The organism is Flavobacterium macacae (genome assembly GCF_003865365.1).
Lineage (GTDB): Bacteria > Bacteroidota > Bacteroidia > Flavobacteriales > Flavobacteriaceae > Flavobacterium > Flavobacterium macacae.
Map to the genome: position 1 here is coordinate 178,468 of NZ_RQVR01000003.1, position 14,889 is coordinate 193,356.

A 14,889-nucleotide genomic window follows, 5' to 3' on the forward strand; every position below is an offset into this window, starting at 1 on the left:
TGTTTTTAAGGGAATTTATTTCTTCAATGCTTTGATAATAGTAAAGGTACGGATTTTTACTTCTCCAATATTGCTCAAAACTTCTTCAGTTTGCGAAAAAATTTTATCAATTGAAAAATTATTTTCTTCGAGAAAATTCTGGACGTCTTCGTTTTCATACAATTTAAAGCCATATTTTGAAAACGGAATCTTCTCCATTGTACTTTTCGGGATAAACCCAATGATTAGTTCACCTTTCGGTTTTAAAACACGATTGATTTTTTGCAGGTATTCCTTCGGGTTTTTCCAAAAATACAACGTGTTTACGGTAAAAATAGAAGTAAAAAAAGCATCAGAATAATCTAATTTTTCTCCGTCAGCTAATTGAAAAACTGCTTTTCCAGAAGCTGTCAATTGAGAATTTAAAGTCGTTGCTTCTTCAACCATCAACTCTGAAATATCAGCTCCATAATAACTGATACCTGAATTGATTTCAAAAAGATAATGGATATGTTTCCCGTTTCCAGGTCCGATTTCAAGGATTTTTGAGTTTTCCTTTACTGAAATTTGAGCAATCACGTTGCGAATCATATTATCATTCGCAACGTTCATGCTATAACCTGTCTGCTTGCCGTTTTCACCTTTCGGATGGCTTAATTGGCTTGCTAATTCTTGAAGCTCTTGTTCTGAAAGAGACATATATTTTTATTATTTTTAAATCAAAAATCCTAAACCTGAATTACTCCTAAGTTAAATTGTTTTTCAATAGGAGCGTGGTTCGCGGCTTCGATTCCCATAGAGATCCAAGTTCTGGTGTCCAACGGATCGATAATCGCGTCAGTCCACAATCTTGAAGCTGCATAATAAGGAGATACTTGTGCGTCATATTTGGCTTTGATCTTGTCAAAAAGCTCTTTTTCTTTGGCTTCATCTATTACTTCGCCTTTAGCTTTTAAAGAAGAAGCTTCAATTTGAGCTAAAACTTTTGCCGCTTGCGTGCCGCCCATAACTGCCAGTTCCGCACTTGGCCAAGCAAAAATCAATCTTGGATCGTACGCTTTGCCGCACATCGCATAATTTCCGGCGCCATAAGAATTCCCTACAATGACAGTGAATTTTGGAACCACTGAATTAGAAACTGCATTGACCATTTTGGCTCCGTCTTTAATAATGCCGCCGTGTTCTGATTTGCTTCCGACCATAAAACCAGTTACGTCTTGCATAAAAACCAACGGAATTTTCTTTTGGTTGCAATTCGCAATAAAACGAGTCGCTTTATCGGCCGAATCAGAATAAATCACGCCTCCAAATTGCATTTCGCCTTTTTTAGACTTCACTACTTTTCTTTGGTTGGCCACGATTCCCACGGCCCAACCGTCGATTCTGGCATAACCTGTAATTATTGTTTGCCCGTAACCGTCTTTATATGGCTCAAATTCAGAATTATCAACGAGACGATTGATGATTTCCATCATATCATATTGTTCATTTCTAGCTTTTGGCAGTATTCCGTAGATTTCTTTTTCGTCCATCGCTGGTTTTTCAGCTTTGATCCTGTTGAAACCGGCCTTGTCAAAATCGCCAATTTTACCTACGATATTTTTGATCTTGTCCAATGCATCTTTATCGTCTTTGGCTTTATAATCGGTAACTCCTGAAATTTCACAGTGCGTAGTTGCACCTCCAAGCGTTTCATTGTCAATGCTTTCTCCGATTGCAGCTTTCACCAAATAACTTCCGGCCAAGAAAATACTTCCGGTCTTATCAACGATCAAAGCTTCATCAGACATTATCGGAAGGTAAGCGCCTCCGGCAACACAGCTTCCCATAACGGCAGCAATTTGGGTAATTCCCATACTGCTCATGATGGCATTGTTTCTAAAAATTCTTCCGAAATGTTCTTTGTCTGGGAAAATTTCATCTTGCAGAGGCAGATAAACACCGGCAGAATCTACCAAATAAATAATAGGAAGTCGGTTTTCCATTGCAATTTCTTGCGCGCGAAGATTCTTTTTTCCGGTAATCGGAAACCAGGCTCCGGCTTTAACTGTGGCATCATTGGCAACAACAATGCATTGTTTTCCTTTGACATAGCCTATTTTTATAACAACGCCGCCAGAAGGACAGCCCCCGTGTTCCGCATACATTCCATCTCCTACAAAAGCGCCAATTTCAATGCTTTCTTTATTTGAATCAAGCAGATAATCGATTCTTTCTCGAGCCGTCATTTTGCCTTCGGCGTGTAATTTTGCTATTCTTTTTTCACCGCCGCCAACCTTTACTTTGGCGAATTTTTGTTTTAAATCAGATAATAAAAGCTTGTTGTGGTCTTCGTTTTTATTGAAGTTAATGTCCATAAATAGTATTTAGTATAGTTTGCTTAATTTTAAGAGTGCTAAAGTACGAAAACGTTTTCAGGAATGGTTTTTCAATATTATTAAATAGCAAATTTTTATATTTATGATTTCTTAATATTGTCTTAACATTAAAAAAGTAATTTTGCGCCAAATTAATAATTAACTTATGTCAATAAATAATATTTTCCAGTTTTTAGTTCCGAAAGATAAAAAGTTCTTTCCACTTTTTGAACAAGCTTCACAGAATTTAACCCTCTTGGCAGAAACTTTACACGAAGCTGTAAATGCTCCTAAAGCGGAAAGAGAAAATTATTTTAAGAAAATAGAAGAATTAGAAGCTGTTATTGAGGAAATTACCCATAAAACGCACCTTGAATTAAGCAGAAACTTTATCACTCCATTTGACCGTGAGGATATTCACGCGCTTGTAAAAGCAATGGATGATGTGGCTGATTATTTACATGGCTCTGCCTCAAGGATGCGATTGTATCAAGTGGAAAAAATAACAAAATCAATCCGTAAATTAACTGAAATTAATCTGGAAGCGTGCCAACAAATAGGCGTGGCAATTTCAGCGCTGAAGGATATGAAAAACTTAAAAGTGATTGCTGATGCTTGTAAAAAGATCAACAAATTAGAAAGCAAGGCAGATAATGTTTTTGATAAAGCGGTTTCAGATATTTTTGAAAATGAAACAGATGCAAAAAATATCATTAAATATAAAGAAGTTTTGTCAGCGCTTGAATCTGCATCAGATAAATGTAAAAGTGTTGCAAATGTTCTAGAATCTGTGGTGGTTAAGCACTCTTAAATATTCATTTCTGAAACTATCTTATGGATTTTACGATATTAATTGTCATTATAGTTCTCGCGTTAATCTTTGATTATATCAATGGTTTTCACGACGCGGCAAACGCAATTGCAACAGTTGTAGCAACCAAAGTGCTTACTCCATTTCAAGCCGTTGTTTGGGCAGCCTTTTTTAACTTTTTAGCCTACTGGGTTTTCGGATTCGGTGTTGCTGATACAGTTGCAAAAACCGCCAACACAATGGAAATTAACCTGACAGTAATTTTAGCAGGTATTATTGCTGCAATTGGCTGGAATTTATTGACTTGGTGGTTCGGAATCCCTTCAAGTTCCTCACATACATTGATTGGAGGTTTTGCCGGAGCGGCTATCGCCCACGCCGGAGTTGAAGTTGTTACTTGGTTTAAGCCTGCTGCAGAAGGTGGAGTTCCTTCAGGAGTTCTTATCATTGTCGCCTTTATTGTTCTGGCGCCATTACTCGGGGCAATGGCTTCTTATCTGATCTCTATTTGGCTTCTAAATTCTTCTAAAAAAAGCATTTATCCCAAATTATTTACAATTAGTTTAATGATTGCTACTGTTCTTTTTGTGTACTTCCAAATGGTTCCTTACGAAGAAATTAAAAAGCCCCGTTTTGACTCCCATCTTTGGAGCGTTGTGTTTGAATCACACAATATTAAATGGTTTTTAGTTGCATTCATCATATTGTCAGTTAGTATTTTCTGCTTGTTTTTCAGCTCATTAAGCCTAAGCAAATCAGAGTACTGGCTTAAGAAAATGCAATTATTATCATCGGCGGCATTCAGTTTGGGCCACGGTGGAAACGATTCTCAAAAAGTAATGGGAATTATTGCAGCGGCAGTTGCGGTTTACATCCACCAAAACCCGGAATTAACAGCAGAAAGTCTTGCCAATGGATGGCTTGATTTGTATGTTGTTCTTCCAAATGAAACAGGAGAATTCCACATGCCTACTTGGATTCCGTTAACTTGTTATTCTGTAATTGCTTTAGGTACATTAAGTGGTGGTTGGAAAATTGTTAAAACAATGGGTTCAAAAATCACAAAAGTAACTTCTTTTGAAGGGGTTGCTGCTGAAACAGCAGGAGCTTTGACTTTGTATTTTACAGAGCACTTAAAAATTCCAGTAAGTACAACGCACACGATTACAGGTTCAATCATTGGAGTTGGATTGACAAAACGTGTTTCTGCTGTACGTTGGGGGGTAACGGTTAGCTTGTTATGGGCTTGGGTATTGACTATTCCCATTTCAGCGTTATTTGCAGCCGTACTTTATTATATTCTTTCAGCATTTATATAATATTAAAATATTTTGAACTTTAAAAACCATTGCTTAGGCGATGGTTTTTTGTTTTATACAAATCTTAACTTTCGTTTTACGTATTAATTACTAATTTTAAACAAAATATAACTTTATGAAAGCAAAATACATTCCCTTAATTTTATCATTGACCATGGTAATTTCTGCTTCGGCACAATTAAAAAAAGTAGATTATAAAGACAGTTCTCAAGTTTTAAGCGGTCTTTCTGCCATTCCGAAGAAAGTGAATTCTAACAAGCCTGGCGTTTTAATTCTTCCAGCCTGGAAAGGCATTGATGCACATTCAGAAGAAGTGGCAACACAGTTGGCTTCAATGGGTTATTATGCTTTTGTAGCAGATATTTATGGCGTTGACAAAAGGCCGAAAGACACCAAAGAAGCAGGCGAACTGTCTGGTTTTTACAAAAAGAACATTACCGAATATCATAAAAGAATTTCGCTGGCTTTGGCCGAATTGGTAAAACAAGGAGCGAACGTGGACAATATAATCGTGATCGGCTATTGTTTTGGCGGTACCGGAGCCATTGAAGCGGCAAGAGCCAATATGAAAGTAAAAGGCGTAATTTCACTGCACGGTGGGCTGGGCAAAGACGCTGCAAGAGAAACAAAAGAAATTACTGCGAAAGTTTTAGTACTTCACGGAGCCGATGATCCGTATGTTCCGGAAAAGGAAATAACCGCATTTCAAAATGAGATGAGAACCGCAAAAGCCGATTGGCAGATGAATTATTATGCAAACGCTGTCCACGCATTTACTGAAAAAAGTGCCGGAAATGACAATTCAAAAGGAGCGGCCTACAATGAATTGGCTGACAAACGTTCTTGGGAAGCAATGAAAGTTTTCTTTAAAGAAGTTTTTAAATAAAAGCTACTCCGTTTGTACTAAACAAAAAAAGCATCCGTTTTAGCGGATGCTTTTTTTATGAATAGGATTCTGCGGTTTCGTTATGGTGCCTGTAAACAATAGGGAGGGAGATAAAGAAGGAAGTTCCCAATTCTTTTCCTGGGCTTTTTGCGAAAATTTGGCCGTTGTGCAATTCCACTAAAGATTTGCAGATGGAAAGTCCGAGTCCGTTTGAAGATTCTCTTCCTGTGGGTTTTGAACTTAATTTGGCAAATTTCTTGAAAAGCTTTTCGGCATCTTCGTCGTTCAGGCCTTGGCCTTGGTCTTTAAATTCGATTTCCACGAAATCATCGATTTTCTTAGCAATAATTTTTATAGTAGAATTGCTGTAAGAATATTTAATCGCATTGCTCATTAAATTGTGCAACACATCAGAGATTTTTGTCTTGTCAATATTGATTTTTGGTAAAGAATCATCAATCGTCAATTCCACAATCTGATTCTTCTTGTTCGCCAATAATTCGAAATTGTTAACCAAACGGTGTAACATTTCATTCAAGTCAGCTTCTTCAATTGACAGTTTTTGATCAGTTTCTTCGTCTTCAGAAAGTTTCAATAAATCGGCTAATTTTGCCTGGATTGTCACGACACAACGTTTAATCATATCCGTCATTTTCGGAACTTTTGTTGGGTCAATTCTCAAAATATCATTCGCCAAACTGATGGAAGCCACGGGATTTTTAATTTCATGCAAAGCAATTCCCATTAAGTCATTCTGCGATTTAATGATGGTGTGGTAACGCAACCTGCTTTCTAATTTGTTCATCACAATATCAGATAACGTTCGAAGCATCGCCAATTGTTCTTCCGTTGCTTCACGCGGAATACTGTCAACCACGCAAACGGTTCCAACAGAATATCCCTCTGGAGATTTTAATGGAGCTCCGGCATAAAAACGAATCCCGTCTGAATTTGAAACCAAAGGATTTTGTACTAAATCAGGAATGGTATGCGTATCGTTAAATAAAGTTGTCTTCTCGTCTAAAATCGCCAGAGAACACAAACTTTGTTCCCGTGGAATTTCGGTAAGATTAAATCCGCCAACAGTAGCTTTTAAATAAACACGCTTTTCGTCTACAAAAGTAACGTAGGCGCTTGGCGTATTAAATATTTGGGAAGCCAATAAAGCAATTTTATCAAAAGTGTCTTCAGAATGAGTGTCTAAAATTTGATAATCACGCAGTTTTTGAAGTCGCAAAGCTTCGTTAATTGGCAGTAATGATATTGGTTTTTTGTAAGTCATAACTTTATCGCGTTGAGTTTAAAAACCAATTAATTAGTTTAAAAATTCTTTGATAAAGATACTACTACAATTTTTATAAATTGTTATACTTAAACCATATTTCTTAAAAAAATACTAAAATTTTCATTAACATAAAATTGCATCAATTTTAGGAATTTTAGCCACCAATTGATGCAATCTATTTTAGTTTATTCTTCTTCTTTTTGGCCCATCATCATCAGATACGCTTTCAAGAATTCATCGATATCACCGTTCATAACACCTTCCACATCGCTGGTTTCATAGCTAGTTCTGACATCTTTTACTAATTTGTAAGGATGCATCACATAGTTCCTGATTTGAGAACCCCATTCTATTTTCATCTTTCCGGCTTCGATGTCGGCACGTTGCGCCATTTGTTTTTTAAGCTCAATTTCATACAATTGAGATTTTAACATTTGCATCGCTCGTTGCCTGTTATCTTGCTGTGAACGCGTTTCAGAACACTGAATCTGAATACCGGTTGGCTTGTGAAAAAGCTGGACTTTTGTTTCCACCTTATTTACGTTTTGACCTCCGGCACCGCTGGAACGAGAAGTAATGATCTCAATATCAGCAGGATTTATGTCGATTTCAATGGAATCATCTACCAACGGATAAATGTAAACCGAAGCAAAAGATGTATGGCGTTTTCCGTTACTGTCAAAAGGGGAAATTCTGACCAAGCGATGAACGCCGTTGTCTCCTTTTAAATAACCAAAAGAATAATCGCCTTCAAATTCAAGCGTAACGGTTTTAATTCCCGCAACTTCGCCTTCTTGAAAGTTCAATTCCTTGATTTTGTAACCGTTTTTTTCGCCCCACATCATGTACATCCGCATCAGCATTGATGCCCAGTCGCAACTTTCGGTTCCGCCGGCACCTGCTGTAATTTGCAAAACCGCGCTTAAAGAATCGCCTTCGTCAGAAAGCATGTTCTTGAATTCGATGTTTTCAATGTGTAAATTGGTCGAATTAAACTGGTCGTCTAATTCGTCTGCGGTCAATTCGCCTTCTTTGTAAAATTCGTAGGCGATTTGCAATTCGTCAGTCATGGTGACCGCTTTGTTGTAATCTTCGACCCATTTCTTTTTGGAACGCAGTACTTTAACGAAAGCTTCGGCTTCTTTTGGATTGTTCCAAAAATCTGGAGCCAAGGTTTTTTCTTCTTCGTTTGTGATTTCAATTAGCTTTTTATCGACGTCAAAGATACCTCCTCAACGCACCAAGGCGCTCCACAATACCTTTAATTTGTTCGGTAGTTGTCATAAATTATATATATTTTTGTGTAAAAATTTCTGGCTATTACTTATTTTTAGCCCTGATTACCTCACAATACTCTTATTTTCATAAGAGTTCGGTAAACACTTCGTGTTTGCCGAAGAACAGATAGCAGGATTAGCTTCAAATGAAGAAAATAGCCGTTTTAATGAAACAAAAATAAGGCATACTTTTGATATTATGGAAATAAATTTAGTAAGTGATACGGTCACGAAACCCACCAACGAGATGTTGCAACAGATGTTTCGCTCAAAAGTAGGTGATGACGTTTATAAGCAAGACCCGACTGTCAATGAGTTAGAGGAGATGGTCGCTAATATATTTGGGATGGAATCGGCGTTGTTTTTTCCTTCGGGAACGATGGCCAATCAAACGGCAATTAAGTTGCATACCAATCCGGGTGAGCAAATTATTTGTGATAAATGGGCTCATATTTTTCATTATGAAGGTGGTGGGGCTTCGTTTAACAGCGGTGTTTCGTGCAATTTGGTGGATGGAAATCGTGGAATGATTACGGCCGACCAAGTGAAAGATGCGATTAATCCGCCCGAATTTTATCACAGTCCGTTGACGAGTTTGGTAAGTATTGAAAATACGACAAACAAGGGTGGAGGCGCGTGTTATGAAATGGAAGATTTACGAAAAATCAGGGAAGTGTGTACGGAACACAACTTGAAATACCATTTAGACGGCGCAAGAATTTGGAACGCTTTGGTGGCAAAAAGACAAAATCCAAGACATTTTGGAGCACTTTTTGACACGATTTCGGTGTGCCTTTCCAAAGGGCTTGGAGCGCCAGTGGGTTCGGTTTTGGTAGGAGATAAAGAAACAATAAATCGTGCGTTGCGAGTTCGAAAGATTTTTGGCGGTGGCATGCGCCAAGCTGGATATTTGGCCGGAGCCGGAATTTATGCGTTACAAAATAACGTGAGCCGTTTGCAGGAAGATCATAACAAAGCAAAAGAATTGTCTTATTTGCTTAAACAATTACCTTGGGTAGAAAGCGTTGAACCTGTAGAAACCAACATCTTAATCTTTGCAGTAAAACCGCAGTTTGATGAAAATTTAGTTATTGAAAAGCTGAAGCAAAAGAATATTTTTATCAGTTCATTAGGAAAAGGAAAATTAAGAATCGTAACGCATTTAGACTATCGCGATGTGATGCACACGTATGTCTTGGAGGCATTGCAAAAGCTTACTTTATAGATAAAAGGTTTTTGGTTTAGGGTTCAAGTGTATTGAACTTAAAAAAATTTGGTTTAAGATTTTTGGCTAATTATTGCTCAAAATCCTAAACCAAAATTTTTTATTCTCAAAGTATAACTTTGAATCTTAAACCCAATTCCTAAACTTTACTTAAACATATCCAATCCTGGAATATTTGGCATGCCGTCTTGAGCAACAGCACCCAGTTCTGCGTCATTTACTTTGGATGCTTTTTCTATGGCTTTGTTCATAACTAAGACCAAATAATCTTCTAATTGCTCTTTGTCTTCTAACAAACTGTCATCCACTTCAATTGATTTTACGGTGCGGTTTGCTGTTAAAGTTACTTTTAAAAGTCCGTCACTGCTTTGTTCGTCAATTAAAACGCTATCGAGTCTTTTTTTAGTTTCTTCAATTTTTTGTTGGGTTTCTTTAAGTTTCCCCATCATTCCCATTAGGTCTCCAAACATGTTGATAAATTTTAAGATTTGTAACTGCGAAATTACTAAATTGCATAGTTATAATCAATCAAAAATTAGATGAAAAATAGGTTAATTTTAAGTTGTCTTTGTCTTATTTTTGCAACTTCATATTCGCAAACTGCAACAAACAAAATGTCAGAAAATACAACTCCTCCAGTAGCAAAAAAGATATCAAAAACGATTGAAAAGCACGGAGACAAAAGAAACGACGATTACTTTTGGCTTAATGATAGAGAAAATCCTGAAGTGATCGATTACTTAAATAAAGAAAACAAATATTATGAGCAGATGACCGCTCATACCAAAGATTTTCAAACCCAATTGTTCGAAGAAATGAAGGGAAGAATCAAAGAAGATGATTCATCTGTTCCTTATTTCTTTAATGGATATTGGTATATCACTCGTTTTGAAACCGGAAAAAACTATCCGATTTATGCTCGAAAAAAGGAAAACCTGACGGCAAAAGAAGAAATTCTTTTTGACTGCAATGTAATGGCTATAGGCCATTCTTACTTCCAATTGGGCGGAATGAGCGTCAGCCAAGATAACAAGCTGGCTTCTTTTGCGGTTGACGTTGTGGGACGGCGCATTTATACGATTCAAATTAAAAACCTGGAAACAGGCGAAATTTTAAAAGATAAAATTGAAAATGTTACCGGAAGCTGTGCTTGGTCAAATGACAACAAAACGTTGTTCTATACCAAACAAGACGAACAGACCTTGCGTGCGGATAAAGTTTTGAAGCATAAATTAGGTGAAGTTTCTTCGAAAGATGTTTTGGTTTATTTTGAAAAAGACGACACTTTTAATGTGGATGTAAGCAAAGAAAAATCAAGGAAATACCTTGTCATTACTTCGGCAAGTACATTGACTACAGAGTTCAGAACGCTTTTGGCAGACAATCCTGATGGAGAATTTAAAATTTTCCAGAAAAGGGTGAGAGGTTTGGAATATGACATTTCTCATTATGGAGACAGCTTTTACATTTTAACCAATAAAGACAAGGCGACGAACTTTAAGTTGATGAAAACGCCTGAAAATGCTACTGAAAAAGAAAATTGGAAAGATGTGATTCCGCATCGTGAAGATGTTTTATTGGAAGAAATTGAAATTTTCAAAGAGTATTTGGTTGTCGGAGAACGTTCCAACGGTTTGAATAAAATCCGAATAATGCCTTGGAACGGAAAAGAAGAGTACTACCTTCCGTTTGAAAGCGAAACCTACACCGCAAACATATCTACAAATCCTGACTTTGACACCAAAGTTTTGCGTTACAGCTATCAATCGATGGCAACTCCGTCTTCCGTGATTGATTTTAATATGGACACGAAGGAAAAGGAAGTCAAAAAAGAACAGCAGGTTTTAGGCGGAAAATTTGACAAGAAAAATTATACTGAAGAAAGAGTTTGGGCAACCGCGAAAGACGGAACTAAAATTCCAATCTCAATGGTGTATAGAAAAGACTTGAAAAAAGACGGAAAAAATCCGCTGTTGCTTTATGCGTATGGTTCATATGGCGTTACAATGGATGCTTATTTTTCATCAACAAGATTGTCTTTGCTAGACAGAGGTTTTGTGTATGCGATCGCGCATATCCGCGGAGGCGAAGACATGGGGAGACCTTGGTATGATAACGGAAAGCTCTTAAAAAAGAAAAATACGTTTACTGACTTTATTGATTGTTCCAAATTTGTAATTGCAGAAAAATATACAAGTCCAGAACATTTATATGCTGAAGGCGGTTCTGCAGGAGGTTTGTTGATGGGAGCCATCATCAATATGGCACCTGAATTGTATAATGGCGTCATTGCACAAGTTCCATTTGTGGATGTAGTTACCACGATGCTTGACGATACGATTCCGCTGACGACAGGAGAATATGATGAATGGGGAAATCCGAACGAAAAGAAGTTTTATGACTACATGAAGTCGTATTCGCCTTATGACAACGTTGTGGCGCAAAAATACCCAAATATGTATGTCTCAACTGGTTTGCACGATTCTCAAGTTCAATATTGGGAGCCGGCAAAATGGGTTGCAAAGTTAAGAACTGTTAAAACTGACAATAATATTTTATTACTTGATACAAACATGGATGCTGGCCATGGCGGGGCTTCCGGACGATTTGAAGCCTTAAAAGAATTGGCTAAAGAGTTTAGTTTTTTATTAGATTTAGAAGGAATTGACAAGTAATTAAATTTTTTTTGTTAAATTTGCAAGGATTTGAGGTCAACGAAAACCAAAAGACTTGCCTTGATAACTATTTTTTTATGAAAGAAGAAATAAAAGCTTATAATAATGTATTGGAATTAATAGGAAACACACCTCTTGTTAAACTCAATAAAGTAACTGAAAATTTAGAAGGTAATTTCTATGCAAAAGTAGAAGCCTTCAATCCAGGACACTCTACCAAAGACAGAATTGCAATTTATATAATCGAAGAAGCGGAAAGGCAGGGCATCTTGTCTCCGGGAGATACGATTATTGAAACTACTTCTGGAAATACGGGTTTCAGTATTGCAATGGTTAGTATTATTAAGGGCTACAATTGTATTTTAGCAGTAAGTTCAAAATCATCACGAGATAAGATTGATATGTTGAGAAGCATGGGGGCAAAGGTTTACGTTTGTCCGGCACACGTTTCTGCAGATGATGAAAGATCGTATTATATGGTTGCGAAAAGGCTTCATGAAGAGACCAAAGGTTCTGTTTATATCAACCAATATTTCAACCAATTAAATGTTGACGCGCATTACAAGTCAACCGGTCCAGAAATTTGGGAACAAACAAACGGAAAAATTACGCACCTTATCGCTTGTAGCGGAACAGGAGGAACAATTTCAGGTACTGCAAAGTTTTTAAAAGAGAAAAATCCAAATATCAAAATTTTAGGAGTGGATGCTTTTGGTTCGGTTTTGAAAAAATACCACGAAACAAAAGAATTTGATGCGAATGAAATTTATCCTTACCGCATTGAAGGTTTGGGTAAAAACTTAATTCCGACAGCTACAGACTTTGAATTGATTGATAAATTTATCAAAGTTACTGATGAAGAAAGTGCACACGCCACAAGAGAAATTGCAAAAACAGAAGGATTGTTCGTAGGTTATACTTCAGGTGCGGTTTTGCAAGCTATCAGACAATACGCAGAAGAAGGAGAATTTGACGCCAACAGTAACGTTATCGCTATTTTCCCTGATCATGGTTCAAGATACATGAGCAAAGTTTTCAGCGATGACTGGATGAACGAACAAGGTTTCTTTGACAGCGTTAATTTAGAAGAGGCTCAAAAAATTGAATTTATCAAATAAGAATAGATTTTAGACAATAGAATCAAGATTATAAAATAAAAAAGCTCTAGAGAAATCTAGAGCTTTTTTATTTTAATAGTGTACCAAAAAAAAACTCCGAAGAAAATCCTCCGGAGTTTTTTACATTTTATATTGAAAGCTTGTATTTAAGCTTCTTCCATTGTGTGATAGATGTTTTGAACGTCATCATCTTCTTCAATTTTTTCAAGCAGTTTCTCGACGTCAGCCACTTGATCTTCTGTAAGCTGTTTGGTTACCTGCGGAATTCTCTCAAAACCAGAAGAAAGAATTTCAATTCCTCTTGTTTCTAATTCTTTTTGGATGGCACCAAAACTTTCAAAAGGAGCGTAGATCAAGATTCCGTCTTCGTCAGCAAAAATTTCTTCTGCACCAAAGTCTATGAATTCTAACTCCATTTCTTCCACATCAATTCCTTCTGCAGGAATCCTGAAGTTGCAGGTGTGGTCAAACATAAATTCAACCGAACCTTGCGTTCCCATCGTTCCGTTGCATTTATTGAAATAACTTCTGATATTGGCCACAGTCCTGTTGTTATTATCTGTAGCCGTTTCAATCAAAATTGCGATTCCGTGGGGCGCATATCCTTCAAACAAAACCTCCTTATAGTTTGCCGTGTCCTTGTCAGTTGCTTTTTTAATCGCTCTTTCCACATTATCTTTCGGCATGTTCACCGCTTTGGCATTTTGGATCACGGCTCTCAATCTAGAGTTCGACTCTGGATTTGGACCACCTTCCTTAACCGCCATTACGATGTCTTTTCCTATTCTTGTAAACGCTTTTGCCATTGCTGACCAACGTTTCATTTTTCTATTTTTTCTGAACTCAAACGCTCTTCCCATTTCTAAAATTATTTAAAACGATACAAAAATAAGCTTATCCTTTTTTTATATCAAATATTTTTTAATCTTTTGGAACATGTTTTGAAATAAAATCAGTTCCGGTCTGTTCCCAATAGTTGTTTACGGCCACTATTTCTTGAAAAAATTTAGAATTCAGCTTGTTGTATTCGCCCACCTGTATATTCATTTCCTTTACCAAATTATTAAAATTATCAACTTCTTGTTTGCTTCTTTCTTTTTCCCGCTTTTTTTCTATTGAAGCTTGGCTGTCTTCCACTTTTTGGTTCAGCATCAAGAAATTTACTATCTTCGGAGTCATTTCTAAAGCTTCCTTTTTATAAAATTCCAATGCTTTTTTTGTAGCATTGACCAAACTCGCATCTTTGTTATAGGGTGTAATTGCTTTTAACTTTTCCAAACCTTCATCCGCAAAAATTTCTAAAGAAGACGCATTTTGCTGGATTGCATTTAAGTCTTTCCTTTTGATTGCCTCCATCAAATTCACATCCGTTACATTGACTTTAAAAAAAATCAGATACATCTGTGTATGGTATTTAAAAACGTCATTGGAAGCTTTCATCTTTTTGCCCAAAGCGGAATTATCTTCTGTTATCTGAATATTGTATTTGTTTCCAAAAAGTTTCTGGTTGGTATTCAGCTTTTCAACTTCGTCATTGATCTTTTGATTGACCAAATCTCTGGCCGTGATATAGGCTTCCATAAAATCATACGACTGTTCCGCAACTTCTTGCAGGTCGATTATTTTTCCATAGTCATCATTGATGAATTTTTCGGAGATGGAAAGATAGGCCAGAAGCTGATCCTTGTATTCCATATCGCCTTTATAACCTTCTTTTAAAGTAGAAATTTTCTTTGAGGCATTTTGAATTGATTTTATCAAGGCATTCCGAGTTACATCAATTTTTCGAGCGCTTTTGCTGTGGGCCACGGCTTTGGTGTAATTCCAAGTGCTTTTTGAAATAGCGTCCGTTTCCTTGCCAATATAATTTAAGTATTCCACAGGCGTTTTGAAATCTTGTGCCGAAACTGTTGCCAAAAGAAACAAAGCAAAAATTGTAAGTATTTTTTTTCTCATG

General features: G+C 36.8%; 13 protein-coding genes. 6 read left to right on the plus strand and 7 right to left on the minus strand.

Annotation, left to right across the window (positions count from 1 at the left end; translation table 11 throughout):
- Positions 1 to 15 precede the first annotated feature (15 nt).
- Together EG849_RS04110 and EG849_RS04115 are read right to left on the minus strand one after the other, a co-directional pair.
- Positions 16 to 678, minus strand: coding sequence for a class I SAM-dependent methyltransferase (locus EG849_RS04110; RefSeq protein ID WP_125011817.1), 663 nt, complete (start codon positions 676 to 678; stop codon positions 16 to 18).
- A gap of 29 nt (positions 679 to 707) precedes the next feature.
- On the minus strand, positions 708 to 2,336 hold the full coding sequence (locus EG849_RS04115) for an acyl-CoA carboxylase subunit beta (protein ID WP_125011818.1): 1,629 nt from the start codon (positions 2,334 to 2,336) through the stop codon (positions 708 to 710).
- 166 nt (positions 2,337 to 2,502) lie between these two features.
- Between EG849_RS04115 and EG849_RS04120 the strand changes: the two genes are divergently transcribed.
- From EG849_RS04120 to EG849_RS04130, 3 genes are all read left to right on the plus strand, one after another.
- A complete protein-coding gene (locus tag EG849_RS04120) occupies positions 2,503 to 3,147 on the plus strand; it encodes a DUF47 domain-containing protein (protein WP_125011819.1) in 645 nt (214 codons plus the stop codon).
- Positions 3,148 to 3,170: 23 nt separating this feature from the next.
- Positions 3,171 to 4,466, plus strand: coding sequence for an inorganic phosphate transporter (locus tag EG849_RS04125; protein WP_125011820.1), 1,296 nt, complete (start codon positions 3,171 to 3,173; stop codon positions 4,464 to 4,466).
- 115 nt (positions 4,467 to 4,581) lie between these two features.
- A complete protein-coding gene (locus tag EG849_RS04130; protein WP_125011821.1) occupies positions 4,582 to 5,352 on the plus strand; it encodes a dienelactone hydrolase family protein in 771 nt (256 codons plus the stop codon).
- Between the two features lie 55 nt (positions 5,353 to 5,407).
- Here EG849_RS04130 and EG849_RS04135 read toward each other — a convergent pair whose 3' ends face one another.
- Positions 5,408 to 6,634, minus strand: a complete 1,227-nt coding sequence (locus tag EG849_RS04135; RefSeq protein WP_125011822.1) for a GAF domain-containing sensor histidine kinase — start codon at positions 6,632 to 6,634, stop codon at positions 5,408 to 5,410.
- Positions 6,635 to 6,822: 188 nt separating this feature from the next.
- Positions 6,823 to 7,921, minus strand: a protein-coding gene (gene prfB / locus EG849_RS04140) for a peptide chain release factor 2 (protein WP_125011823.1) whose coding sequence is annotated in 2 segments (ribosomal slippage) — positions 6,823 to 7,857 and positions 7,859 to 7,921 — 1,098 coding nt in all. Because the reading frame shifts where the segments join, the coding sequence is not laid out codon by codon here.
- A 192-nt stretch (positions 7,922 to 8,113) separates the two neighbouring features.
- Here prfB and EG849_RS04145 point away from each other — a divergent pair.
- On the plus strand, positions 8,114 to 9,139 hold the full coding sequence (locus EG849_RS04145; RefSeq protein ID WP_125011824.1) for a threonine aldolase family protein: 1,026 nt from the start codon (positions 8,114 to 8,116) through the stop codon (positions 9,137 to 9,139).
- Between the two features lie 146 nt (positions 9,140 to 9,285).
- On the opposite strand, the gene EG849_RS04150 is transcribed toward EG849_RS04145, so the two are convergent.
- A complete protein-coding gene (locus EG849_RS04150; RefSeq protein ID WP_125011825.1) occupies positions 9,286 to 9,609 on the minus strand; it encodes a YbaB/EbfC family nucleoid-associated protein in 324 nt (107 codons plus the stop codon).
- A gap of 144 nt (positions 9,610 to 9,753) precedes the next feature.
- Here EG849_RS04150 and EG849_RS04155 point away from each other — a divergent pair, with 144 nt between their 5' ends.
- A complete protein-coding gene (locus tag EG849_RS04155; protein ID WP_394336484.1) occupies positions 9,754 to 11,814 on the plus strand; it encodes a S9 family peptidase in 2,061 nt (686 codons plus the stop codon).
- Positions 11,815 to 11,891: 77 nt separating this feature from the next.
- Positions 11,892 to 12,932: a PLP-dependent cysteine synthase family protein gene (locus EG849_RS04160; RefSeq protein ID WP_125011827.1), complete on the plus strand. Its 1,041-nt coding sequence runs from the start codon at positions 11,892 to 11,894 to the stop codon at positions 12,930 to 12,932.
- 146 nt (positions 12,933 to 13,078) lie between these two features.
- Here the strand turns inward: EG849_RS04160 and EG849_RS04165 are convergent, their stop codons facing one another.
- Both EG849_RS04165 and EG849_RS04170 read right to left on the minus strand, forming a co-directional pair.
- Positions 13,079 to 13,792, minus strand: coding sequence for a YebC/PmpR family DNA-binding transcriptional regulator (locus EG849_RS04165; RefSeq protein ID WP_125011828.1), 714 nt, complete (start codon positions 13,790 to 13,792; stop codon positions 13,079 to 13,081).
- Between the two features lie 61 nt (positions 13,793 to 13,853).
- Positions 13,854 to 14,888: an LIC11966 family surface protein gene (locus tag EG849_RS04170; protein WP_125011829.1), complete on the minus strand. Its 1,035-nt coding sequence runs from the start codon at positions 14,886 to 14,888 to the stop codon at positions 13,854 to 13,856.
- Between the last annotated feature and the right edge of the window lies 1 nt (position 14,889).

Coding starts and splice junctions, on each gene's coding strand:
- EG849_RS04165 (WP_125011828.1), bottom strand. CDS start 13,792: ATGGGAAGAGCGTTTGAGTTCAGAAAAAATAGAAAAATGAAACGTTGG.
- EG849_RS04155 (WP_394336484.1), top strand. CDS start 9,754: ATGTCAGAAAATACAACTCCTCCAGTAGCAAAAAAGATATCAAAAACG.
- EG849_RS04150 (WP_125011825.1), bottom strand. CDS start 9,609: ATGTTTGGAGACCTAATGGGAATGATGGGGAAACTTAAAGAAACCCAA.
- EG849_RS04125 (WP_125011820.1), top strand. CDS start 3,171: ATGGATTTTACGATATTAATTGTCATTATAGTTCTCGCGTTAATCTTT.
- EG849_RS04145 (WP_125011824.1), top strand. CDS start 8,114: ATGGAAATAAATTTAGTAAGTGATACGGTCACGAAACCCACCAACGAG.
- EG849_RS04170 (WP_125011829.1), bottom strand. CDS start 14,888: ATGAGAAAAAAAATACTTACAATTTTTGCTTTGTTTCTTTTGGCAACA.
- EG849_RS04110 (WP_125011817.1), bottom strand. CDS start 678: ATGTCTCTTTCAGAACAAGAGCTTCAAGAATTAGCAAGCCAATTAAGC.
- EG849_RS04120 (WP_125011819.1), top strand. CDS start 2,503: ATGTCAATAAATAATATTTTCCAGTTTTTAGTTCCGAAAGATAAAAAG.
- EG849_RS04135 (WP_125011822.1), bottom strand. CDS start 6,634: ATGACTTACAAAAAACCAATATCATTACTGCCAATTAACGAAGCTTTG.
- EG849_RS04160 (WP_125011827.1), top strand. CDS start 11,892: ATGAAAGAAGAAATAAAAGCTTATAATAATGTATTGGAATTAATAGGA.
- EG849_RS04115 (WP_125011818.1), bottom strand. CDS start 2,336: ATGGACATTAACTTCAATAAAAACGAAGACCACAACAAGCTTTTATTA.
- EG849_RS04130 (WP_125011821.1), top strand. CDS start 4,582: ATGAAAGCAAAATACATTCCCTTAATTTTATCATTGACCATGGTAATT.